The 22,579-nt window shown below is 60.1% G+C and carries 23 protein-coding genes; 11 read left to right on the top strand and 12 right to left on the bottom strand.

All coding sequences use genetic code 11. The features are described from left to right. The first annotated feature begins 381 nt into the window (after positions 1-381). Positions 382-1,008 (top strand): LysE family translocator, encoded by a 627-nt coding sequence (locus IEV53_RS05825; RefSeq protein ID WP_188425821.1) that lies wholly within the window; start codon positions 382-384, stop codon positions 1,006-1,008. Between the two features lie 58 nt (positions 1,009-1,066). Here the strand turns inward: IEV53_RS05825 and IEV53_RS05820 are convergent, their stop codons facing one another. Further along, positions 1,067-1,279: a CsbD family protein gene (locus tag IEV53_RS05820; protein WP_188425820.1), complete on the bottom strand. Its 213-nt coding sequence runs from the start codon at positions 1,277-1,279 to the stop codon at positions 1,067-1,069. A gap of 216 nt (positions 1,280-1,495) precedes the next feature. Here IEV53_RS05820 and IEV53_RS05815 point away from each other — a divergent pair, with 216 nt between their 5' ends. Next, positions 1,496-2,395, top strand: coding sequence for a DMT family transporter (locus IEV53_RS05815; RefSeq protein ID WP_188425819.1), 900 nt, complete (start codon positions 1,496-1,498; stop codon positions 2,393-2,395). Positions 2,396-2,465: 70 nt separating this feature from the next. Continuing rightward, a complete protein-coding gene (gene ybaK, locus IEV53_RS05810; RefSeq protein WP_188425818.1) occupies positions 2,466-2,951 on the top strand; it encodes a Cys-tRNA(Pro) deacylase in 486 nt (161 codons plus the stop codon). On the opposite strand, the gene IEV53_RS05805 is transcribed toward ybaK, so the two are convergent. Further along, entirely contained in the window at positions 2,952-5,390 is a 2,439-nt protein-coding gene (locus IEV53_RS05805; protein WP_188425817.1) for a TonB-dependent receptor, read from the bottom strand. It abuts the gene before it with no gap. Positions 5,391-5,777: 387 nt separating this feature from the next. Between IEV53_RS05805 and IEV53_RS05800 the strand changes: the two genes are divergently transcribed. From IEV53_RS05800 to IEV53_RS05780, 5 genes are all read left to right on the top strand, one after another. After that, complete coding sequence (locus IEV53_RS05800; RefSeq protein WP_188425816.1) at positions 5,778-6,473, top strand: TVP38/TMEM64 family protein; 696 nt, start codon at positions 5,778-5,780, stop codon at positions 6,471-6,473. 212 nt (positions 6,474-6,685) lie between these two features. Beyond that, positions 6,686-7,984, top strand: coding sequence for a multidrug effflux MFS transporter (locus tag IEV53_RS05795; RefSeq protein ID WP_306414288.1), 1,299 nt, complete (start codon positions 6,686-6,688; stop codon positions 7,982-7,984). 23 nt (positions 7,985-8,007) lie between these two features. After that, positions 8,008-8,379: a response regulator gene (locus IEV53_RS05790; RefSeq protein ID WP_188425815.1), complete on the top strand. Its 372-nt coding sequence runs from the start codon at positions 8,008-8,010 to the stop codon at positions 8,377-8,379. A gap of 97 nt (positions 8,380-8,476) precedes the next feature. Next, positions 8,477-9,028: an adenine phosphoribosyltransferase gene (locus tag IEV53_RS05785; RefSeq protein WP_188425814.1), complete on the top strand. Its 552-nt coding sequence runs from the start codon at positions 8,477-8,479 to the stop codon at positions 9,026-9,028. Positions 9,029-9,121: 93 nt separating this feature from the next. Continuing rightward, entirely contained in the window at positions 9,122-9,967 is an 846-nt protein-coding gene (locus tag IEV53_RS05780) for an NADPH-dependent oxidoreductase (RefSeq protein ID WP_188425813.1), read from the top strand. 38 nt (positions 9,968-10,005) lie between these two features. Here IEV53_RS05780 and IEV53_RS05775 read toward each other — a convergent pair whose 3' ends face one another. The 3 genes from IEV53_RS05775 to IEV53_RS05765 all read right to left on the bottom strand — a co-directional run bounded on the left by IEV53_RS05775 (position 10,006) and on the right by IEV53_RS05765 (position 13,192). Beyond that, on the bottom strand, positions 10,006-10,923 hold the full coding sequence (locus tag IEV53_RS05775) for a phenylacetaldoxime dehydratase family protein (protein WP_264784182.1): 918 nt from the start codon (positions 10,921-10,923) through the stop codon (positions 10,006-10,008). 130 nt (positions 10,924-11,053) lie between these two features. Continuing rightward, positions 11,054-12,082 carry a carbon-nitrogen hydrolase family protein gene (locus IEV53_RS05770; protein ID WP_188425811.1) on the bottom strand — a complete coding sequence of 343 codons (1,029 nt, stop codon included), beginning with the start codon at positions 12,080-12,082 and terminating at the stop codon, positions 11,054-11,056. Between the two features lie 135 nt (positions 12,083-12,217). After that, positions 12,218-13,192 carry an AraC-like ligand-binding domain-containing protein gene (locus IEV53_RS05765; protein ID WP_188425810.1) on the bottom strand — a complete coding sequence of 325 codons (975 nt, stop codon included), beginning with the start codon at positions 13,190-13,192 and terminating at the stop codon, positions 12,218-12,220. A 194-nt stretch (positions 13,193-13,386) separates the two neighbouring features. Between IEV53_RS05765 and IEV53_RS05760 the strand changes: the two genes are divergently transcribed. Then, entirely contained in the window at positions 13,387-14,367 is a 981-nt protein-coding gene (locus tag IEV53_RS05760) for a SphA family protein (RefSeq protein ID WP_229719655.1), read from the top strand. Between the two features lie 67 nt (positions 14,368-14,434). On the opposite strand, the gene lldD is transcribed toward IEV53_RS05760, so the two are convergent. The 3 genes from lldD to IEV53_RS05745 form a co-directional block, all read right to left on the bottom strand. Then, on the bottom strand, positions 14,435-15,577 hold the full coding sequence (gene lldD / locus IEV53_RS05755) for an FMN-dependent L-lactate dehydrogenase LldD (RefSeq protein ID WP_188425809.1): 1,143 nt from the start codon (positions 15,575-15,577) through the stop codon (positions 14,435-14,437). Between the two features lie 202 nt (positions 15,578-15,779). Next, complete coding sequence (locus tag IEV53_RS05750; RefSeq protein WP_188425808.1) at positions 15,780-17,075, bottom strand: YncE family protein; 1,296 nt, start codon at positions 17,073-17,075, stop codon at positions 15,780-15,782. A gap of 25 nt (positions 17,076-17,100) precedes the next feature. Further along, a complete protein-coding gene (locus IEV53_RS05745) occupies positions 17,101-17,925 on the bottom strand; it encodes a creatininase family protein (protein WP_371869838.1) in 825 nt (274 codons plus the stop codon). 142 nt (positions 17,926-18,067) lie between these two features. Between IEV53_RS05745 and IEV53_RS05740 the strand changes: the two genes are divergently transcribed. Both IEV53_RS05740 and IEV53_RS14900 read left to right on the top strand, forming a co-directional pair. Then, positions 18,068-18,580, top strand: coding sequence for a DUF2721 domain-containing protein (locus tag IEV53_RS05740; RefSeq protein ID WP_188425807.1), 513 nt, complete (start codon positions 18,068-18,070; stop codon positions 18,578-18,580). A gap of 180 nt (positions 18,581-18,760) precedes the next feature. Continuing rightward, positions 18,761-18,892, top strand: coding sequence for a hypothetical protein (locus tag IEV53_RS14900; protein WP_264784174.1), 132 nt, complete (start codon positions 18,761-18,763; stop codon positions 18,890-18,892). A gap of 91 nt (positions 18,893-18,983) precedes the next feature. Here IEV53_RS14900 and IEV53_RS05735 read toward each other — a convergent pair whose 3' ends face one another. The 4 genes from IEV53_RS05735 to IEV53_RS05720 are packed head-to-tail and all read right to left on the bottom strand — an operon-like array spanning position 18,984 to position 22,565. Then, the gene (locus IEV53_RS05735) at positions 18,984-20,636 is read right to left on the bottom strand and encodes an ArnT family glycosyltransferase (RefSeq protein WP_188425806.1); all 1,653 of its coding nucleotides are present in this window, start codon (positions 20,634-20,636) and stop codon (positions 18,984-18,986) included. Positions 20,637-20,644: 8 nt separating this feature from the next. Continuing rightward, a complete protein-coding gene (locus IEV53_RS05730) occupies positions 20,645-21,370 on the bottom strand; it encodes a glycosyltransferase family 2 protein (RefSeq protein WP_188425805.1) in 726 nt (241 codons plus the stop codon). Positions 21,371-21,422: 52 nt separating this feature from the next. After that, positions 21,423-21,950, bottom strand: a complete 528-nt coding sequence (locus IEV53_RS05725) for a F0F1 ATP synthase subunit B family protein (protein WP_188425804.1) — start codon at positions 21,948-21,950, stop codon at positions 21,423-21,425. 12 nt (positions 21,951-21,962) lie between these two features. Then, positions 21,963-22,565, bottom strand: coding sequence for a F0F1 ATP synthase subunit B family protein (locus tag IEV53_RS05720; RefSeq protein WP_188425803.1), 603 nt, complete (start codon positions 22,563-22,565; stop codon positions 21,963-21,965). Positions 22,566-22,579: the final 14 nt, after the last annotated feature.

Here is a 22,579-nt window from a genome sequence, read left to right as displayed (position 1 = left end):
CACCGCGGCGTGTTCCGCTGCGGTGAACGGGCTTTTACGGAAACCAGGGGGGGTTGTCAAACACTTCCTCAAATCCCCCAAAAACCCCGCCACACATAGAATACACCCGATTCCCAACCCCATACCCAAGCCAACAAACCCAAATTAATTCCAAAAAAACTCACAAAACAGGGAACGAAGGGCCTCTTGCGTCTGTCCCCCGGGCGCATAAGCTCGCTTTTCCATGGCCCAGCATCGCATCCTCGTCGTCGTATCCCTTACCTGCATGGGCAGGGACGGATCAGTGCGCGGGTAGAGTTTCTGCCAGGCCCTGTTTTCACCCCCGCCGCAACGGCGGGGTTTTCTGGTCTCGCCGGGTGGCCTTCAAAAGGTTCCCGTTCGATGCAAGCGCTTTCCCCTACGACGCTTTCCCTTGGCCTTTCTTCTCCGGCCCTCGTCTCATTCCTGATCTTTGCCCTGACGAGTTCAGCAAGTCCTGGGCCGAATAATCTGTTGATCATGAATGTGGCCGCACGCTCGGGGCTGAGGCGTACCCTCCCCTGCATTCTGGCCATCACCTTGGCTTTCGGGTTGATGCTGATACTGGCGACCATGGGTGGGGGTGCAGTTCTGCATCGCAATCCCGGCCTGGCACGGATTCTAGGCATTCTGGGGAGTGGCTGGATGCTTTATCTGGCCTGGACGATCGCGCGGGCACTTCCCGATGCCATGAAGGCGAATGACCTGCCGCATTGGAGCACCACGTTGCTGCTCTGCTGGTCGAATCCGAAAGCCTGGGTGATGGCGCTGACCACCGGCACCGTCTATCTGCCTGAAGGCCCGCACTGGCCATTGGCCTTCATTGCGATAACAGGTCTCAAACTGGCAATCGGCTTGCTATCTCAACTTGGCTGGGCGGCTCTCGGCATTTGCCTGTATCGCCCGGCTCTCAGCCCTCAACATCTGGTGCTGGTCAACCGCATCATGGCGGCGCTACTCGCGCTTTCTGCGCTGGTCGTTTTGATCTGACGCCAGAAAAGCAAAAGCCGCCTCGCATAATCATGCGAGGCGGCTTTTGGAAAACGGATCAGAGCTTGTTGAAGCCGTCCTTGACGCTGTCGATACCGTCATTGACGGCGCTCTTTACATCGCCCTTTGTCTTCTCGGCCTTGCCTTCGAGATTCTGGGCAGCGCCTTCGGCCTCCAGCTTCTCGTTATGGGTCAGCTTGCCGGTTTCTTCCTTGATCGAGCCGACCACCTGCTTGACGGTGCCGCTGACCTTATCCGTGAATGAGCTCATGACGCTGTTCCTTCTCGCTGGGTCCTGCCTCTCGGGAGTCTGCCTCCGAAAGGCTCTCCCTTGTGGGTCTGCCTCAGGCAGGGAAGGTGCTTGAACGCCTCATTCCGCAGAAAGTCGCATGACGTCGATGCTTTCTGCACCGCAGCGGTCTTTTTCCAGTCGCTTCTATCCCATAGGGTGGGTTGCCCCCGACCTCTTATCTGAGAAAGCGCGCTGATGGCTCCCTTCCTGTTTTTTACTGTTGTCGTTCTATGGGGGCTGACCTGGTTTGCCATTCATCTGCAGATTGGCGGCACGACAGCCGATGTGGCCATTTTCTGGCGCTTCGTCCTTTCCGCAGCGCTGATAGGCAGCGGGCTTGCTGTGACCCGCAAGCTGCGCACGCCGCCCAAGGCAGCATGGCCATGGATCGCCGGTCTGGGCGTCTGTCTCTTCTCCTGCAATTTTCTGGGAATCTATAGTTCGGAGCTCTATCTGCCGAGCGGCACCGTATCGGTGGTATTCAGCATGGCGACCCTGCTCAACACGCTCAACCTTTGGCTGTTTTTTCGCAAGAAGCCCGATCTGCGCGTGCTGGCGGGCGGCATTCTCGGTGTTTGTGGCGTCGCCCTGCTTCTGGCGGGCGATATGGCGCATGAAAACTGGCATCTCATGCTGGCAGGGATGGGATTTGCGCTGCTGGGGACGTTCCTTTTCTCTTGCGGCAACATGCTCTCGCGGCATCTGGCCGGGTTTGCGCTCAGCCTGACCAATACCGTGTTCTGGGGCATGGTTTGCGGCGCAACGCTTCTGGCCGTCATCATCCCGCTTCTGGGCCACAGCTACAGCTTTCCGCTGACGGCCAGCTGGGTTGGCGGGCTGCTCTATCTGGCAGTGTTCGGTTCGGTAGCCGGATTTCTGTTCTATCTTGAACTGGTGCGACGGATCGGCGCAGATCGGGCGGCCTATGCCACCATTCTTTCTCCCGTCATCGCGCTCGGCATGTCTGCCTTTTTTGAGCAGGTTCACTGGTCGGCGCCCATGCTGGCCGGACTGGTGCTGATCCTGCTTGGCAATGTGCTTGCCTTCCTGCGCCGCAGGCCCCTGCCCCAGCCCGTCGAAGTCGAACAGGGCTGAGCCTGATTTGACAGAGGCGCAGGCCGGTTTTCTGATGGAGCCCTGAAAAGACCCATCAGGAGAAGCACCGATGAAGCCCGCCTCTGGCCAGACCCCTGCCCTCGTTCTGCTGGAGAAAGAAGGAATCGCCTATACCCTGCACACCCATGAGTATGACCCTGAGGCAGGCCGCAAGGGATTACAGGCAGCAGAGTCGCTCGGCGTCTCGCCAGAGCGTGTTTTCAAGACGCTGATGGTCTGGGTGGACAAGGACAAACCCGCCTGCGCGATCATCAGGTCTGATCACAAGCTGCATCTCAAGGCCGTTGCCGCCGCCCTTGGTGGCAAATCGGCCGCCATGATGGCACCGCCCGATGCGGAACGCCTCACAGCCTACAAGACGGGCGGTATCAGCCCGTTCGGACAAAAAAAACGCGTGCCGATCCTTCTGGACCAGCACGCGTTCGAACAGGAAACGATCTTTGTGAATGCAGGCCGCAGAGGCCTGCAATGCGAGATCACCCCGCAACCGACCGCCAGCCATTTTGGCTGGACGGTGGCACCTCTGACTGAATGATCAGAATCCGGTGGAAAGGGTGACCATCGCCGAGAAGGGCGGGTTGAGGTAGTAGGTCGGCTGGTTGCCCGCTGCGATCATGGTGCCATTCACGCCCTTGGTCGCATTCAGGTTGGTAGTGAAGCCATAGACACCGCTGCGGAACTTGGCACCGGTCAGGTTCGTCATGTTCAGCTGGATCTGCGGCGACTTCATGAAGCCTGCATTCTTGAAGCGATAGCCGATGCCGACCTGGTTGGTGACATATTGCGGAATGGAGCTGTCATTCATGAAGCTGGCATATTGCTTGCCGACATACATGATCTGACCCGAAATCCAGAACCCGCCCAGATCGTAGTCAAGCCCAAGCTTAGCCTGCTTGGAAGGCGCACGAACGGCAATCTTGCCCGCTGTCGGCAGCAGATCCGTACCGACACGGATATTGTTGTCGATGGTCGAGTGCAGATATTCAAACGTCGCATAGGGGCGCAGGTGATGCCAGGCGCGCGTTGAAAGCTGGATATCGACGCCGCGTGTGGTCTGGCCACCTGCGTTGACCGTCTGGCTGTAGCTCGCGCCTGCGTTCCCGTCATAATAATTGAGGGTCTGCTGGCGGTTCGTCAGGTTGTAGTTGAAGAACGAGATAGAGCCCACAATCAGCTCGCCGTTATAGCGATAGCCCAGCTCTTCCTGAATTGTATATTCAGGCTTGGACGCACCACCCTTCTGGGTCTGCACACCTGATGTGCCATAATAGTCCACCAGAGACGTATTGGATGGCGCCTTGAAGTTGGTGCTACCCGACACATAGATCTGATGATGCTTGTTGAAATTCCACAAAATACCGATCTGCGGCAGCGGCTCGGGTGTGTGTAGATTGCGGTTATACTGCGTGCCGGGCGTGTAGTTATACATCCGACGCGTCACCATGGCTTCCTTGAAGCCAACCAGGATATTCAGGCGATCATTGAAATACTTCATCGTATCGCCGATGAAGATCGTATTGACCTGCGTGAGTGACAGGAAGTCACGCGCACGGAACGGCTGACCCGAGGTCGTCTGGATGGTGTTGGTCGTCCCCCAGATATTGTTCGCCTCACCCGTTGCCTGATTGACAATGCCATAGGGCGAATACTGGTAGAGATTGGCATATTCATACCACCAGCCAAGCGTCAGATCGTGATGATTGTCCGGCTTGTAATGCAGCGCGATCGTGTTGCCGGTACGGAACTGCTCCTGGTTTGACGGAGCAAGAGCCAGAACGCTCTTGGCGCCGCCCAGGTCAAGCTTGACTGCCTGATTGCCCATATAGGTCGAAGCATTGATAACCGATGCGCCGGTTCCGTTGCCGATGCCATGCCAGAAATAGAGTGAATCTTCGAGCGTCAGCTTGGGCGTGATGACAAGATGAGTCGGCAGAACCGCCACCACGTTTTCGAACGGGTTGACGTGCAGCTTGTAGTAATTTGCTCCAGCCGATGTAGGACCCACATAATCGGTCGCATAATTGGTCGAATAGCCCGTTGTGCGCCACTGGCTGAGATTCGGAGCCAGATAGAAATCATTCGTCTGATCGTTATAGGCCACTGTCAGACCGGTGTGGCTTCCATTGCGGAAATCCTTCACCAGCTTGAAATCGTAGTGGTACTTCTCAGCCTGACCAGGGCCACGCCAAGTGTTACCCTTGGTATGGCTGAAGGCAAACATGGCACGCACGCCGCTATTGCCGATATCGCCCGAATTAAGACGAATGAACTGGCGGAACGTGTCGAATGAACCGAAGGACACATCCATGATGCCCCCGGCATGATGCGACGGGTTGCTCATGGTCATCGAGGTCATGCCAGCCGAAGCGCTGGTGACCGGCGTATCGATATTGACCGAGCCCGGCTGCACCGAAACGTTGTCGAGGTTTTCGGATTCCAGCACTTCGTTGGCGTAGAACTGACCGCCACCGATATCGTTGAGCGGCGCGCCATCGAGCAGCCAGCCCACTTCAGTGCCGTCAAAGCCACGGATATTCGTCTGACCCGTGTAGAGACCGAAAGGATCGGCCTGTGTAACGTTGGCAGAAGGCAGCATGGCGATGACCTGCTGCAGGTTCACGCTCGGTGCCAGCTTGGCAATGAAGTCATGCGTGATGGTCTGGACAGCCTTGGGAGCCGTCTCGACGCGCATCAGGCCACCACCCGGCTGGCGGGTACGGCTGCTGCGGCCAGTCACGGCGATTTCTTCGGGCTGCGAGCGCGCCATGACAGGGGCAGGCGTCGGGCGCGGCGCCGTCATTGCGACGGGGGCAGCGGTAGCGGCGACCGGCGTAGTGGCAGGCGATGCCGTCCGATGTGTGGACGCATGATGCTTGTGGCGTGTCGGCGCGGCGGTCGATACCTGAACGCTGCCAGCAAGGGCGGTGCCTGCAAGCAGCATCTTAAGACAGCGATGCGTGAAACTGGACGACATAGAGTGGCGTTTCCCTCGGCACTGGACAAAACAGGTGGCACTATTCGATCTGGTCGCATTCGTTACGATATCAAACAGAAACCTACTTCCCGGCTACCAGTTACGTTAAGAGACAGCAACGAAACCTCTGTGACAATTAAGCGGAAGTGACTGAATCGTCACCCACTGTTACCCATCTGCATCATCTGGCGCTTCCTAAAGCAGATGACGGCTGCTAGAGGCTTTGGTATTCAGACTGGTCGAATGGATCAGGATGGCTGCGGCCCTTTTGGCTGACATGCTTCTGCCACAAGATCAGACGATACTTTGCCGGATAATGCTCTGAGCGCGGTCTGTGCACAGATTGGAGCCCATCCCCTGACGCCTCCTCCCCCGACAAGACGTTCCTTGCCCAAGGGCCTATGGAAGCCGGCACTGACGATCCTGATCATCATCGGGCTGCTTCTGCTCGTGCGTGCCTTTCCTGTAACCCGCGCCCTGCTGGGCACCATTGAAAGCTGGAAAAACCAGCCCCTCGCCCCGCTGATCTTCCTTGCCATCGGCATTCCCTACAGCCTTTTCGGTCTGCCCCGTCAGGCGCTCTGCCTCGCGGCCGGACTGATGTTCGGAACATTGTCCGGCTTTGGCCTGGCCTCGGCCGCGACGCTGGGTGGTACGGTGCTCGGATTTCTGTGGATGCGCCGACTGGCCAGCCCCGCACAGCGCCAGCGCTGGCAGGAGCGCTTCAGGGGCAGATTGCGTCTGGTAGGCCATGTTCTGGAAAAAGCGCCTTTTCAGGCTGTGCTGACGCTACGGCTCATGCCGGTCGGTTCGGCCCTGATGGTCACGGCGGCGGCCGGACTCTATGGCGTGCCGCTTGGTGCCTTTGCTTGGGCGAGTTTCATCGGCGCCATTCCCCAGAATCTTGTCTTCGTGCTGATCGGCGCCGGGGCTCAGCTTGGGCAGGGCGTTCAGATCGGACTGGGAATCCTGCTTTTCGCCGGATCATCCCTTCTCGCCTGGGTGCTTCTCGCCAGAGGCCGGCGTGAGGGGGGCGAACTGGCGGCTCTGGCAGAGCGCAACGTGACCGGACAAGAAGGATGATACAGTAGCGCTCTTCGGGACGGACAGATTAAAAGTCGGGGCGATAACAAAAAAGAGATTGAAAAACGCCCGCTCTGCGATATCTGACACCTCATTGCCAGAGACTGGCCTGAAAACTGCCTTGTTCCTGATGCGCTTGAAGAGCGCGCGCCCCGACCGATATGGGGCCTTCGTCTATTTTTTCGTAGCCCTTCATCCAGCAGGAGCGCCTCATGGCCTCTCCCGACGGGATCTCTTTTTCTGACAATTCAGCCACCGGGCATCAGACCGACGCAGTGCCTGTCGCCATGCCAGGCTGGCTTCCCCTCCTTCTGGGATTTCTGACTGCGGTTGGCCCGGTCTCGACAGATATCTATCTGCCCGCCTTCCCGGCGCTCGAGAAATCGCTGCATTCTCCGGCAGGCAGCGCGGGCATGACGCTGTCAGCCTGGATGGTCGGGCTGGCGATCGGACAGATCACCATGGGCCCACTGGCCGACCGTTTCGGGCGACGCATTCCCATGCTTGTCGGGATGAGTATTTACACATTGGGCAGTGTCGGTTGCGCCATGGCGACGACCATGACCGAGATGTGTCTGTTCAGACTGATCGCAGCCGTCGCCGCTTCGGCCAGCATCGTCATCCCGAGTGCCTGCGTGCGCGATCTCTCGACAGGGAATGACGCCGCGAAGCTGATGTCGAAACTGATCCTTATCCAGGGGATCGTGCCCATTCTCGCCCCCATGCTGGGCGGGATAGCCCTCGACTATATCAGCTGGCGGGCGATCTTCTGGGTGTCGGCGGTTTATGGCGCGCTTTGCGTGCTTCTGCTGCTGCGCGCCTTTCCCGAGACCCTGCCACGCGAAAGCCGTCGCGAGCTGCGCCCGCTTTCGCTGCTGCATCGCTATCTCTTCATCGCCCGTGAGCGAAGCTTTATCACCAACGCTCTGGTTTGGGGTTTCTGCGGCTTTCTCTCGTTCACCTATCTGACCGCGGCGCCAACGGTTTTCGAGCACATCTTCGGTTTCACACCGGCCCATTACGGCATGCTGTTCGGACTGTTCGCCGTGTGCATGATCGGCTCGTCGCAGATCAATGGCGCACTTGTCGGGCGCGTCAGTTCGTCTGCCATGCTCGGCTGGGGGATCGCGTTTTCGGTGCTGGGTGCCATCGCTCTTCTGGTCGTCGTGATGGTGGCCGAACAATATCCCGGCCCGACGCATCATATCCGCCCGGTCATGCTGCTCCCGATCGTCGGATGCATGATGATTACTCTTGGCATGACCGGCATTATCGGTCCCAATGCCATGGTTGGCGCGCTGAGCAATCAGTCGCAATATGCAGGAAGCGCATCTGCATTCGCGGGAACCATGCAATATGCACTAGGATCTCTTGCGAGCACGGCAATCGGTGTTCTTCCGGCTGATACCCCCATGCCCATGGCAGCACTCATGCTGTTTGCGGCCCTCATGATGGGCGTATTTGCCGTAATGCGCCCGCATGCCCACCACCCTGTAGTTTCGGCTGAGTGATCAGCCTTTCCGGAGAGCCATTTATGACCGATTCGCCTGTCCTGCTGGTAGAGGATGACGATTCAATCGCCCTTATTGTCGAGGCGATCCTTTCCTCTGCCGGACAGACGATCGACCGGGCCATCTCGGCTGACGAGGCACTTTCTCTTGCAGCAGCCCGCGCCCCGTCCCTGATCATTTCCGATCTCAATCTGCCGGGCGCGCTCAATGGTGACGCCCTTGCGCGCAAACTGCGCGAGACCCAGCCCGGTCTGCCGGTCATTCTGATCTCGGGCGATTTCGAAGACGCCTCGTCGCGCGACGATCTGGTGCCGGGTGCCGTGATTCTGCCCAAGCCGTTTCGCCGTGCAGCGCTGATCGAGGCTGTCGAAAAAGCGCGTGAATCGGCGCGCTGACATTAGTAAGAGCGCCTGACATTTACATTTGAGGCATGACGCGGCTAGATGCCGCGCCTTTTGACGATGTTATGCAGCAGGGAAGAGAAGCAGGAACATGACCCAGAACACTCCGCATGGTGACCAGCCCGAGCTCGATCTCAAGAAATACATTCGCGAGATCCCGGATTTCCCCAAGCCGGGCATCCTGTTCTATGACATTTCGACCCTGATCCGTAACGCCGATGCCTGGCAGATTGCCACCGCACGCCTCACCCGCGCCATTGCGCCCTGGCAGCCCGATCTGCTGGCCGGAATCGAAAGCCGCGGCTTCCTGACAGCCGCTCCCGTCGCGATGCGTCTCGGCTGCGGCTTCATCATGCTGCGCAAGCCCGGCAAGCTGCCTGGCAAGACCATCTCGCTGAAATACGGCCTCGAATATGGCCATGACGAGCTGCATATCCAGGCCGATGCCATCAAGCCCGGCCAGCGCGTGGTCGTGCTCGATGATCTGCTGGCAACAGGCGGCACGCTCGCCGCCTCGATCAAGCTGCTGCAGAATGTCGGCGCCGAAGTTGTGGGCACGTCGGTGCTGGTCGAACTCGACGGTCTCGGTGGCCGCGACAAGCTGGACGTGCCACTGCATTCGCTTCTAACCTACCCGGCCTGAGGCCTGCGCCCCACAGGGCGGTTGACAGTCCAGCCCAATGGCAAGGACTGAACCGCCCGGTTTACGGCAGGCCCCCTCATGCGGAGCCCAGCCATGACAGATCGCCTCTCTTCCCTCTGGCAGCAGCGCTATCGCACGCTCCTGCCTGAGGCTCTGGCCGAAGCGCTGACCTCCAACCCGGTCAGCCAGAGCGCCGTTTTCGACGCCCTTCTCGCCCATCGCTCGGTCAGGGCCTATCTGCCCGATACGCTTCCCGAAGGTACGATCGAGGCCGCCATCGCAGCAGCCCAGTCGGCCGCAAGCTCGAGCAATCTGCAATGCTGGAGTGTCATTGCCGTTGAAGACCCGGTGCGCCGTGCGCGTTTTGCCGCCCTTTGCGGCAATCAGGAGCATATAGCGACAGCACCGGTCTTTCTCGTCTGGGTTGCCGATCTCTCGCGTCTGCAGCGACTGGCAATACGCGCTGGCGAAACCCATGAAGCGCTCGACTATGCAGAATCCTTCCTGATCGCCACGATCGACACCGCCCTCGCGGCCCAGAATGCTGTCAGCGCGCTTGAAGCCGCAGGGCTTGGCACCGTCTATATTGGTGGCCTGCGCAATCATCCGGAGGAGATTGCCGAGAAGCTGACCTTGCCTGAAGGCTGTGTCGGTCTGTTCGGGCTCTGCGTCGGTTATCCTGACCCGGAAAAGCCAGCGAGCATCAAGCCTCGCCTGCCCCAGCAGGCTGTCCTGCATCGTGAGCATTATGATGCCAGCACAGAGGCTGAATGCATTGCCACTTATGACGCGCTTGATGACGCGTTCCAGAAAGAGCAGGGACTGCCGCCCCGCCGCTGGTCAGAGACCATGGTCAGACGCATCGCCACCAAGGCAGGGCTGCATGGGCGCGACACCATGCTCGCCTCGCTCAGGGCACTCGGGTTCCGCCTGAAATAATGCGAGGGAGCACGCGGCTCCCCTTCTCGTCCCTCTGGTCAGACCGCGCCGTTCAGCATGCCGGTCTGATCATGGCAGCTAATATACTCGAGGATCTGGGCGTCGGCCTGCAACACGGCGACCTCATGAAAAAGGCGCAGATCGAGCCGCCCCTGCAAGGCCTGCACCACCTGAAGAAAATCGCCGAAAATGGCCTTGTGGGTCGGATGATGCTCGGCCCAGTTCTCCATGGCGGCCAGATCGCGCCAGGCGCTCATGCCGAAGCTGCGACAGGGCTTGCCACCATTGGCAGTGCTGACCTGCATGTAGCGATTGAAGTGACAGCCAATCGCCAGCCCCTCATCCCGCAGGAAATCCATGCCGGCACGCAGCGTCGGTTCGATGCGGTCCCGATAAAGAGCCAGTTCTTCCCCTGTGACATCGGACCAGTCCTGACCCGACCGGATCAGGGCCACCCCTTCATGACTGATCACAAACCGCCGTCGAGGTGTCTCTGACCCGATCTTTCGCGCACCTGACGAGGCAAGCGCCTCTGTCTGACTGGCGGGCAGACGATCGCGCATCCCACCCCAGTAGCCATGTTCCTGTATCGGCTCAGCACTTCTCTCTCCCAGCATGATGCCGACGCCTTCCAGCCGGTCAGAGGCGCTGGAAAGCGTTTCGAGATGGGTCGTTCGTGGCAGGAAGATCTCGCGATACAGTCCGACACCCTCATTCTCCCGTGCCGGATCGGCCCACCAGGCCTCATGCTGCTGCCACCAGCTCTGATAGGCGGCCTCATCCGGCCAGTAGCCGATGGCCACCTCATTGTCACAGCCAGCGCCATCGACGAACACGGCGCGCTCGACATTCCGGGCCGCTACACCCGTGCCTAGTTGCCTGACGAGTTCAGACAACAGCGCCTTTGCCTTTTCTCCTTCGGCATCCCCACGCCATTGCACCCCGAAATATCCCATGACGAGCTGGGAAGACCCTGTATTGCCGCGCGCAGTCCAGGCAGGAAACGGCGGCTGAAAGTCATCGGCGCTTCGCCGTTCCCGGCTTCGCGGGCAGCGGAGATGAGGAGCAATGGCGCTTTCCATAGGATTAGACCTCGCCAGAGAGCGGAAACGAGAAAGAGGCGCTTTCCACCGGCTCAGGCTCGGCCGGTCGCACATATTCCACGCGCCGCGCCCTAGTCGGATTGAACAGAAGACGGGTGACATCGGGGCGCGAATAATGCCCGACCGGATCGGCCGAAGCCTTGGCAATCGGAATGGCCGCAAGATCGATCTCGGCGTAGAGCAGCCCCTCTTCATCCGCTGCGAGTGGTGTCGCCAGTTCGCGCCCATCCGGGCCGAAAATGCGCGCCGCAGCGCCACCTGCACGCAGCAGCTCACGCTTGTTTGGCGTGTCGCACAGCTCGTCGAGCATGGCTTCGGAGACGATGGCGCATGGCGCCAGCACGAAGCATCCGCCCTCGACCGCGTACACCCGCGACGCTGCCGTATTGACCTCGGCGCTCAGCGCATGGGCGAAAGGCTCGTACAGCGAGAAGCTCGGCCAGGCGCCGACATGTACCTGCTCGTTCTGGGCATACATCGCGTATTTCGTCAGAGGCTGGATATGCTCCCAGCAACAGAGCGCGCCGACCCGGCCAAGGCCCGGCACATCATGCACCGCCAGATCGCTGCCATCCCCCTCGCCATAGACAGTGCGCTCTACATGGGTCACGCGCAGCTTGCGACGGGTGGCAATGGTCTCGCCATCGGGGCCGAGAACCCACTGGGCGATATAGAGCGAGCCTTCAAAACGCTCCGACAGCCCCAGCACAGCCGTGATGCCTGCGTCTCTGACGGCCTTGCGCAGGCGGTCGGCCTCGGGACTGTCATAAGCGAGCGAATTGTCGAAATAACGGCTGGTGAAACCCTTGCCGATCGACCAGGCCGGGCTGTCGAGCCAGATATGCCACGGATAGCCGGGAATGAAGGTTTCGGGAAAAGCGATCAATGCGGCGCCGGAGGCGGCGGCTTCCTTGATCAGGGCGATCGTCTTGTCGATGGTGGCATCGAGATCAAGAAAGACAGGGGCTGCCTGCACGACAGCGACCTTGTATCGGGGGTGCTTGAGACTCACTTTCCTGCTCCGTCCGTTGATATCTGATCGGGCGGGAAATGCCCGGAACAAAATCGATCTTAGGTCGGAACGAATTTCTGTCTTGTCTGGGAGGGAAGCAAAACATGCCTGCCTCTTTTCGCCCTCGCAGAGCCCTCAGACGAGCAAGGCGAGCCTGTTCTGGCGGTTGTTGCGATAGTCACGCGGCGCACAGCCATGAGCCGCAGAAAAGACCCGACTGAAATGGGCCTGGCTGACAAAACCGCTCATGCGCGCGATCTCGCCGATCTGGTAACGGTCACGGCTCGGGTCAGAGAGCGCATCCCGCGCCCATTCGAGGCGACGCTTCATTATATATTCCGCAACCCCCATGCCCTCATCGGTAAAGAGATCATCGAGATAGCGCGTGGAAATACGAAACTGTTCAGCGAGCATCCTGCGCCCGAGATCCGGGTCGCGCAGGCGCATCTCGATGGCATTGCGTATCTGCAGCCCCATGGCCATGCGATGCGATGTCGGCGCCCCTGAGCGATTACCCGAGGCGATCAGCATGGTCGCCACCAGTTCGGCGGCCTGGGCGGTGAGCCTGGACATGAGCATGTCAGGCATGGGCCGCGTCGTGGCCATCAACCCCGTCAGGAAATGACGGGTCAGATCTACAAGCGGATTGGAATCGTCGATCAGGGTCGCGGTGAGATACTCAGCATGACCGAAGCGCGCATTCAGGGCATCGGTGGGAAGCATGAAGACGATCTGCTCGAAATCCCGGTCGAAACGCAGCGTATAGGGGCGGTTCGTATGATAAAGCGCAAATGTGCCCGGCAGGACGATGGCCTCACGGCCATCCTGCAATACCTGCGCCCTGCCACTGACGCCGAGGCTCAGCAGATAATAGGTCTCCTCTGATGCGCTGATCAGGCGGCGAGTGCGCGATACCGACTGCGCGCTGGAACGCACGGTCGAGACACTGCAATTATCGAGCGCCAGACGGGTGACGGCCCCCTGAAACCCGGCCTGCTCCGGCTTGCATTCAAGCGGCACAAAAGATCGACAGACGATATCGTGCCAGAACTCGACTCCCGCCCGAGGCGGCAGACCGGCAATATCATAGCTCTGCAATACCAGCGGCATGTCATTCTGCCTCCGTCAATGCTGTCATCCGACCGCGTAACCCACCGGTTAGCACGGCGCAAAATGTTGCGGTATCGTTATTGTTCCGCTTTAGAACAATCCGAAGCCTTCGGACAAAAGAAAGCTCTCCTGCAGACAAGAGTTGCCTGCGCCCTGCATGCTGACATTCCCGCTCGATTTCAAGCGGGGGTGAGATGAAACAGATCCTGAAAACCGGCGTGGCCCTCACGCTCTGCCTCAAGGCACTTTCCAGAAGGACATTCTCCATCGGGATGCTTGCCACAGGGGTGCTCTCCATTGGCACCTTCTGTCCAGGCATCGTGACGCAAGCCGCCGCAACAGAAGGCGGCCAGACCAACTGGGCCTCGGGCGTGCAGACAATCTATCCAGCCCTGACACCAGCGCCCGGCCAGACGCTGTGGCAGGATTACTTTGTGGTCAATCCTAACGGCGCCTATTCGAGCACAAGCCGGAAGTCTGCAGTGCCGGGCTTCAGGGCAACCGCCATCGCCAATGCTGCCCGGCTGTTCCATAGCTGGCACGGCGAGTTTCTGGGCGCCACGATCTCGAGCAGCGCCATTCTGGCGATCAACAGCCTGACGCTGCGCGCGGGGGGACAGGGCGGCACGGCTTTTGGCGCCAACTGGCTCTATCTCGCGCCACTCTATCTCTCATGGCACACGCCCAAGCTGCATATCTATCTCGGTGAAGGGGCATTTCTGCCCATCGGCTCCTTCAGCAAGACCGATGTCGTCAGTGAGTCGACTCATGTCTTCGGCTTCAATCAGGAGGCCGCTTTGACTTGGATGCCTACAAAACGCTTCGATGTCTCAGCGGAAGGCGAATTGCAGATAAACACCAAAAACGGGGCTACCGATTACAAATCAGGCAATGTGATCAATATCGATTTCGGCGCAAATTACATGCTCACCCCCGCCCTACCCCAGCTTCGCCTCGGACTGAACGGCTTTGTGACGTCGCAATTTACCAATGACGTGCAGAAAGGACGGCGTGTCGGCGATGGCAACCGACTGGCCAAATATGGACTTGGCCCGCAACTCATCTGGTTTTTCAAACCACCCTACGCGGTTGCTTTCAAATGGCAGCACGAGATGGGCGTGCAGAACAGCACGCGCGGCGACCGTTACTGGGTCCAGTTCCAGATGCCGCTCTGAGAAGCGTCGCCCCGGTCCCACCCTTCACTCCCCCGGCACTCATGTGAGACCGGGGCGTGAAGGCAGATCAGCCCATGGCCCTGACGAGACTGTCCGATGTGATCTCGGCAATCGACCGCGCCCCGGTCAGGGTCATGGCCACGCGCAATTCCCGCTCCATCAGATCGAGCAGCTTCTCGACCCCGCTCTGCCCGCCTGCAGCCAGCGCGTAGATATATGCCCGCCCCAGAAGCACGGCATCGGCGCCAAGCGCCACCATGCGGGCGATATCCAGACCGGACCGCACACCGGAATCGGCCAGAATGGCCATCTCCCCCTTCACTGCGTCTGCGATTGGCGGCAGAGCGCGACAGCTCGACAGCACACCATCGAGCTGTCTGCCACCATGATTGGACACCACGATGCCATCGGCGCCAAAGCGCTGCGCATCACGGGCGTCTTCAGGGTCGAGAATACCCTTGATGATCATCGGGCCTTTCCAGAAGGTGCGGATCCATTCCAGATCCTTCCAGCTGATCGACGGATCGAAATTCTGGGCCAGCCAGCCGATATAATCCTCCAGACCTGTCGGATGACCGCGATAGGTCGAGATATTGCCCAGATCATGCGGCTTGCCATTCAGCCCCACATCCCAGGCCCATTCGGGATGCAGCACAGCCTGGGCAATGCGCCGTGCGGCAGCATAGGGGCCTGACATGCCGGAGTGAACGTCGCGATAGCGTGCACCGGGCGTCGGCATGTCTACCGTGAAGACGAGCGTCGTCACCCCGGCATCACGCGCGCGCTCAAGCACGTTGCGCATGAAACCCCGGTCTTTCAGCACATAGAGCTGAAACCAGATGGGTGCCGGGCTCTGGCTCTGCACCTCTTCGATCGGGCAGACCGAGACAGTGGAAAGGGTAAAGGGAATGCCCTTGCGGGCTGCCGCACGGGCTGCCTGCACTTCGCCACGCCGTGCATACATGCCGGTCAGGCCCACAGGTGCGAGAGCCGCAGGAAGGCTCAGCTTCTGCCCCAGAAGCGTGGTCGAGGTATCCAGACCCGACACATTGCGCAGGACGCGCTGTCTCAGCGCAACATGCGACAGATCGGCCCGATTGCGGCGCATCGTATATTCCGCATAGGCCCCGCCATCGATGTAATGGAAAAGGAAAGGCGGCAGCTTGCGGCGAGCGGCCTTGCGAAAATCCGTCGGGGCGGAAATCAGCATGGGATCGGGCTCCTGAGAATGAACGTTTTCCTGTTAACGTTCAGCAGGAGCGCATCGTCCTGAAGCGTCCAGTCACATCACCGTGCTGCCGGATCGCGCCATCATGTCATTGTGGAAGGAGGCGTTTTGGGGCGATGCGCCTGCTGACTGTCAGCCACCCCAGCCTGCAGGCCGGGATGACTGGATACTGACCGGACCCGGCTTAGCGCAGGATACCGGTATGGCCGATGCTGTAGCGACCCGGCTGCGGCCAGACGGTCAGACCATGCGGCTCGGCGCCGACAGGGATCTTCTTCATCTCGCCGGTATCGGTATTGATGGCATAAGCCACGTCATCGAAACGGCCCGAGAGCCAGAGCAGCTTGCCATCGGCACTGACATTGCCCATGTCGGGGCTGCCGCCACCGGGGATCGGCCAGGTCTTGACCACCTTATCCGTCGCGAAATCGATCACCGAAATGCTGCCGGGGCTGTGACGCGGGCCATGGATCTTGTGTGAGCCACGATTGGCCACATACATGAACTTGCCGTCGCGGCTCGGATATTCACCATGCGTGCCAGGGCCGGTCGGGATGAAGCCGGTTTCCTTGAAACTGTCGCCATCGACCACAAAAACGCCATCGGCATGCATGTCGGCAATGTAGAATTTATGGCCGTCAGGCGCTGTCAGGATATCCTGCGGCATACCGCCCTTGGACAGCTTCAGATAGCCGATCAGGCTGCGATTGACCGTATCGATCTTGGCCAGATAGCCCCCGAACTCGCAGGTGAAAATCGCATAGCGCCCGTCGATGGAGAAATCGGCGTGGTTGATGCCCTTGCATTGCGGGGCTTCGACAGAGCCGATCAGCGCCATGGTGTGCGGATCACGGAAATCGAGACGCTCATGCGCTTCGGCCACCACGATGGCGTATTTGCCATCGGGCGTGAAATACATGTTGTAGGGGTCATCCACCGTGATGGCCGTGCCGGGCTTGCCCGTGCGCGGGTCGATGGGCGTCAGGCTGCCATCATTGCTGCCTTCGGCATTATTCGTGACCCAGAGCGTGCGCAGATCCCAGCTCGGCACCACATGCTGCGGGCTACGGCCGACCTTGAACGTGTCCACCACCTTGAACGTCGCCGGATCGATGACCGAAACGCTGTTGCCGCGCAGATTGGGCACATAGACGCGCGCCAGATCGTCCTTGATCGCGGGCGAGATCTTGCCGGCGACCGTCTCGCTATAGATGTTCTTCGGGTCGATCACGGGCGGCATGCCGGGAATGGTCTGCACGGCGCCGGGCGTCGTCTGGGCCGTCGGCGCGGCTGTAGCTGCGGGCTGAGCCGGTGTCTGCACAGCGGGTTGGGCCGGGGCTGCAGGAGCTGACGTGTCAGCCGGTTTCGCAGAGGCCGCCGGAACAGTATTCGGCGCAGCGTCCTGCGCCCATGTCGCCGGGGCCGCGCCAAGCGCCACGCCAAACAGCGATACGATGAACGCGTGATGTGAGAACTTCATAGATGCTCCTTGAAAACGACTGATCTCAGCGGGCCTTGCCAAGGGCACTGAGCGCTGCCTGAACCTGAATCTCTGTTCCGATCTGCCCCAGCGCCGCCGTGGCGGGGCGCGGGTCTCCTCCATAGACACCCAAGGCGGTTCCCGGCAGGGGCGCCTTTTTCAGGGCGTCCTGCCGCACCATCGTCGGGTCGATCGCCAGCATCAACGCCGTATCACTCAGATCGGCATGTTTGCCGAGCGCTGCGCCAAAGCCTTTCTGACGCAGGACATCAGCATAAGCGCCGCCAATACTGTCGTAATACGCCGCCAGATAGAGGGCCTCTCCCTGACCGTGCCACTTATTGTTCAGCTTTTCTACCGCGGCCTTGAGATAGGACAAATATCCGCCGTGATCGGCGATGAAAACAACGCGACGAAAGCCCTGGACATGAAAGCTCTCCCCGGCGCCCTCGATCACGCCCTCAAAGACGGCGGGCGGAATCGAGATCGTGCCGGGAAAGCGCATATGAGAGCTGCGTGGGATGGTACTGCCTTCAGGGACATAGGCAATGACGGGCGCCACAAGCGTATGGCCCAGTCTTTCGGCAATACGCTCTGCCTGGCTCTGTGCCCTCACATTATGCTTGCCCACCGCGATATAGGGGCCGCTCTGCTCGGTCCCTCCCACGGGCACGATGATCGTGTCGGTACCGCCCTGCAGACGCGCCTGGATCTCGGTCCATGTCAGTCGCTCGAAAGAGACCGTCTCGGCATGGGCGGCAGAAAGCGCTCCCCCGGCGGAAGCGGCTGCCAGAAGAACCGACAGGAAAAAGCCTCGCGCTCTGGGGCGAAGGCAGGTCTTTAAAACCACGCGTGAGACTTCCTCTTGAAGAAACCGAAGTCGTTCTATCACAGGTGCGGACAGGCGCCAGAGGCGGGCGTGGATGTTGCAGAGTTTTGCCAGAGCTGTAAAACACCCAACTCATTCCGACTCAGATATGGAGCCATTGCCCATGGCGCTCGACCCCGTCGGCCTCAACGCCCTGCTGGCCCCCGAACCAATCGATAGCGTGGCCCATGTCATTCAGGTCGCCCTTACCCCCGTTTTCATGCTTTCGGGCGTGGCATCGTTGCTGACCCTCTTCAATACGCGCCTTGCCCGCGTATCCGACCATGTCGAAGAGGTGGCCCATCGTCTGAATGAGGCCAATGAAGATGCAGATGAGACGGCAAGGCTCGAACGTCATCAACGCAGGCTGCGCCGGCGGATCTTCGCTCTCGACAGCGCTGTCATGCTTGGTGGCGTCGGCGGCGCGTCGACCTGCGGGGCGGCGCTGGCCCTGTTTGTCGGGAGTCTCCACAACAGCCAGACGGTCGCCTGGCTCATCTTTCTCTTCGGTGGCGCGCTGTTCTGCACGGTCGGCGCGCTGTCTGCCTTCCTCGCTGACACGTTTCTTGCATGGCATGGGCTGAAAAGAGACGGGGCTCTGCCCAAGCCCGTCGCCATGGTAAAAGCAACAAGATAGCAAGCAGCCTCGTGGTGGGCGTAATTTTATTACCCCACCATCGCGCAAATAAATGCTGAATAGAAAGCACGTTCGTTCCATGCATTTACTGCATTGCTGAAGCGCGTTTTCAGCGATTGCCTTGGGGAAGGTTTAGGCGCTTTTTCCGCCGCCACACACCAAACACCTTAGGAAATCCTGATGTTCAGCGTCGAAATCGCCAATCTTCTCGCCCATCCGATCAGCGCCCTCAGCGCCCTCACGATGGTCTCTTTCATTCCCGTTATTGGTGCTCTTCTGGTTGCCACCATTGCTGCCGACCGCACAGCCTGATCCAGACACGATAAGGACCATGATTACTTGAAGAAGAGAAGCATAGCCGCTCCGGCTCGCCTCCCGTCTTCAAGCTATTCATCCGAGTATTTTATTTGCGCACAGGCGCAAAGAGCCCCAGATCCAGATGGTGGCCATTGGAATAGTTGAGACCGGTCACCCGGCCATATTCCGTCAGAGAAAATCCCTTCTCCAGCATATGCGCCGTCAGGGCCGCTTCATCCTTATGGTCGACAAGAACCAGCGCACAGGAAGCGTTCGCCGCGAGATACTCTGCGGCCGCAGGCACGCCCAGCAGCTTCGTGTTCGACCCTGCCAGAAATGCGAGGCTCGGCTCGGAATAGGAGACTGAGACCAGCGTGCTGTCTTCGCAGGGGCGATAATCGTCATAAAGCGTCGCTGCGCGCGGGGCCAGCTGCAGCAGCCCCAGATTGGGAATGACCGTCAGGAAGATGCCAGCATGCACCACCACGGCCGCCCCGATCACGACCCAGGCCGCACGCCGACGCTGTCTCTGCCACAACAGCCAGAAGGCGTAGAGCACCAGGGGCAACGCTCCGAATACCGCAATCAACGCGCCGTAATCGAGGCGGTGCTCGCTCTGCCATAGCAGAATGGCCCCAGCCACGACAAAGCCCAGCGCCAGCACGCCCCAGAGCAGCGTATAAAGCCCCATGAGCCCGCGCGCCCACACCGCTTTGGGTCGGGTCAGCGGCCATTTGGCCAGGGTTGCTGCGGCCAATATAGCTATGGCCGGATAGGTGGGCAGCACATAATGCGGCAGCTTGGTCGCGATGGCTTCAAAAACGAGCCAGTGCGGCACGATCCAGCAAAGCAGAAAGCGAACGGCGGGCTCGCGATGACGCGCCCAGATGGCTGGCAGGCCAAGAACGAGAAAAAGCGATCCCGGCCAGAAAGCCAGCAGGAACACCACGAGATGAAAACCGGGTGGCAGGCCATGCGCCTGCTGACCATGGCCAATCTTCCCGAGAAAATTGGTGCCAACCGAGTGGGAGAAGAACGCCCCGTGGCTCACCACGCCGATGGCGATACACCAGGGCAGCACGACAGCGAGCGTGATCAGCCAGCCCCAGCGTGGCCGCAGACGACCGAACCAGACCGCCTGACGTTCGATGATACGCAGGGCAAGAGGCGTCGCGAGACCAGGGATGAGTACCACCGGCCCCTTGAGCATGAGACCGCAGCCCATTGCCCCCCAGTAAAGCAGGGCAATGCCGATCGACGTATTCCGGTTGCGCTGCTGGTCGATATAGGCCCGAAGCAAGGCTGTCTCTACCAGAAGGATGTCGAGTAGCAGCACCGTATCGATGGTCGCCATGCGCCCTTCAGCGGTGAGCAGAGTCGATACCGCCAGCAGGGCAGCGGCGATGAGGCCGGTCATACCGCCAAACAGCGTCGCGCCAAGATAGGCTGTAAGAGTGACGGCGGAGACCGCTGCGATCAGGCTGGGAATGCGATAAGGCCACGCGACATGTCGGTCATGAGGGCCCCCGAAGAGCTTTTGCGCCCCGGCCTCGAGCCAGTAGATACCAGCCGGCTGGAGATAACGCGGCTGGTCGAGAAAGCGGACATCGACGTAATTGCCGCTCTCGAGCATCTGCGCCGAGGCTTCCATGTAACGCGGCTCGTCACGGTCGAGAGGGACAAGGCTCATGCGACCCGGCAGAAAAATGAGCAGGGTCAGCAAGGCCACGCCGAGATAGTGGCGCCAGGTCAGAGTCATGAGAGCCCTCAGCGTTCGGTTACGCGGCCCGGCAGTTTCGTGCGATTGAGCAGCCACATGACACCCAGAAGATCACGGATGCCGACGAGCGCGCGATTGAAATTGGTATATTTGGACTGACCGTGAAGCCGTGCGCGATGACGCGTCTCGACACAGATCAGCTTTGCCCCATAGCACCCCAGAAGCGCGGGGAGAAAGCGATGGACCCCCTCGAATTGCGGGATACGCAGAAAAGCGGATCGGGCAAAGAGCTTCATGGGGGCGCCGGTATCGGGGCAGCCATCGTTCAGAAGACGACGACGCAGACCGTTGGCAAATCTGGTTGCAATGACGCGCGACAGACGGTCATTGCGCTTGAGACGCACGCCGACCACCAGAGGTTCGCCTTCCTTGCAGGCTTCAGCCCGCTTGAGCATGTCGATGATGACGGCCGGATCGTCCTGTCCGTCTCCATCCAGCGTCGCGATCCAGTGCCCTTTTGCTGCCTCGATGCCGGTGCGAAGCGCTGCCGACTTACCAAGGCGGCGATCATGGCTCAGCAGGCGCAGGCCAGGCAGACAACGCGCACGTTCAGCGAGAAGCGCCTCGACCGTTGCGTCGGTGCTGCCATCATCGACAAAGATCAATTCGATTTCGGGGGAGTTCTCGAAAACATCGGCCAGTTCCTGGCAGACGGGGCGGATATTTTCCGCTTCATTGAGAACGGCAATAACGACAGAAAGACGTACACTCATGGCAGGAACCGCCTATGGCTTGTCCGGGAGGCAGTGCCACCCGGACAGATGATCAGGCCGCGTTCTGGCTGTGTGATCCGGCTTCGTTTGAAGCCTTGAGAGCCTGCGGCAGATCGCTGATGGCAGAGTCCAGCAGGGCTGAGGCACCAGCCTGCTCCGTGCTGAGATGCTGACCGAGCAGGCTGCGCGTCGCCTTGATGGCAGCATCGGCAGCCAGATCGCGCATTTCGCGAATGGCAGCGCGCTCCGAAGCAGCAATGCGATCACGCGCCATCTGCTCGCGACGGGAAGCGACAGCCTCTGCCTCGCGACGTGCGGTCTCTGCAATTGCAGCAGCCTCTTCGCGCGAACGCTCGATCAGGGCGCGGGATTCGGCCAGAGCCTGCTCGCGCTCACGGGTGGCGTCCTCTAGCATCTTCTCGGCTTCACGACGCAGGCGGCTGGCCTCGTCGAGATTGCTCCGTACCTGATCGGCACGCGCATCAAGAATGGCTGCTATGGCCTTCCAGAGCTTGCCGCCGAAAAGGACAAAGAAGAGAACGAAGGAAATAGCGACATAAAAACGCTGATCGTGGAACATCGCGTGACTTCCTTAGCCTCTGCTCGCCGCTAGACCGGCCTGAACGGCATCCTGCACCTGGGCGCGAGAGATCGTGTTCTCATTGCCAGCAGGACGCAGCAGCTTCTCGATCAGGCTCTGGGCCGTATCTGCCGCAACACCCGGCAGGCTCGCAAGCGCTTCTGCACGGGCAGAAGCAATGCGCTTCTCCGCTTCGGCGATATCGGTCATGAGCCGATGATTCATTTCGTGGGTCTGAGCTTCAGCGGCCATACGGGCTTCGTGAACGACCCGGTCAATATTGGCCTGAGCCTGTGCCGCGGCGTCATGACGGGCACGACGCAGTTCGTCAACGGCGCGATCGGCGTCGTCACGGGCACGGCGGGCAATATCAAGATCGCCCTCGATCCGGTTGCGTCGATGGGTCAGAACCCCTTCGATACGCGGCAGGGCCGAGCGGCTCAGAACAATGTAGAAGACCGCAAAGATGACCGCGCCCCAGACCACCTGCCCGATAAGCAGGGGGTTGGCGAAGTCGAGCTGCGGCATGCCAGCTGCCCAGGCCCGTCCCGGCACAGCGCCGAGCGCAAGCGCAATGGCCAGCGGGGCAGCGAGATTACGAGACGGAAGGCGCATGACTTTACCCTGCC

The sequence above is a fragment of the Asaia siamensis genome, assembly GCF_014635085.1.
In the GTDB taxonomy this organism is placed as follows: domain Bacteria; phylum Pseudomonadota; class Alphaproteobacteria; order Acetobacterales; family Acetobacteraceae; genus Asaia; species Asaia siamensis.
Note: the sequence above shows the minus strand (reverse complement) of the source record. Positions and strands in the feature narration are given on the sequence as shown.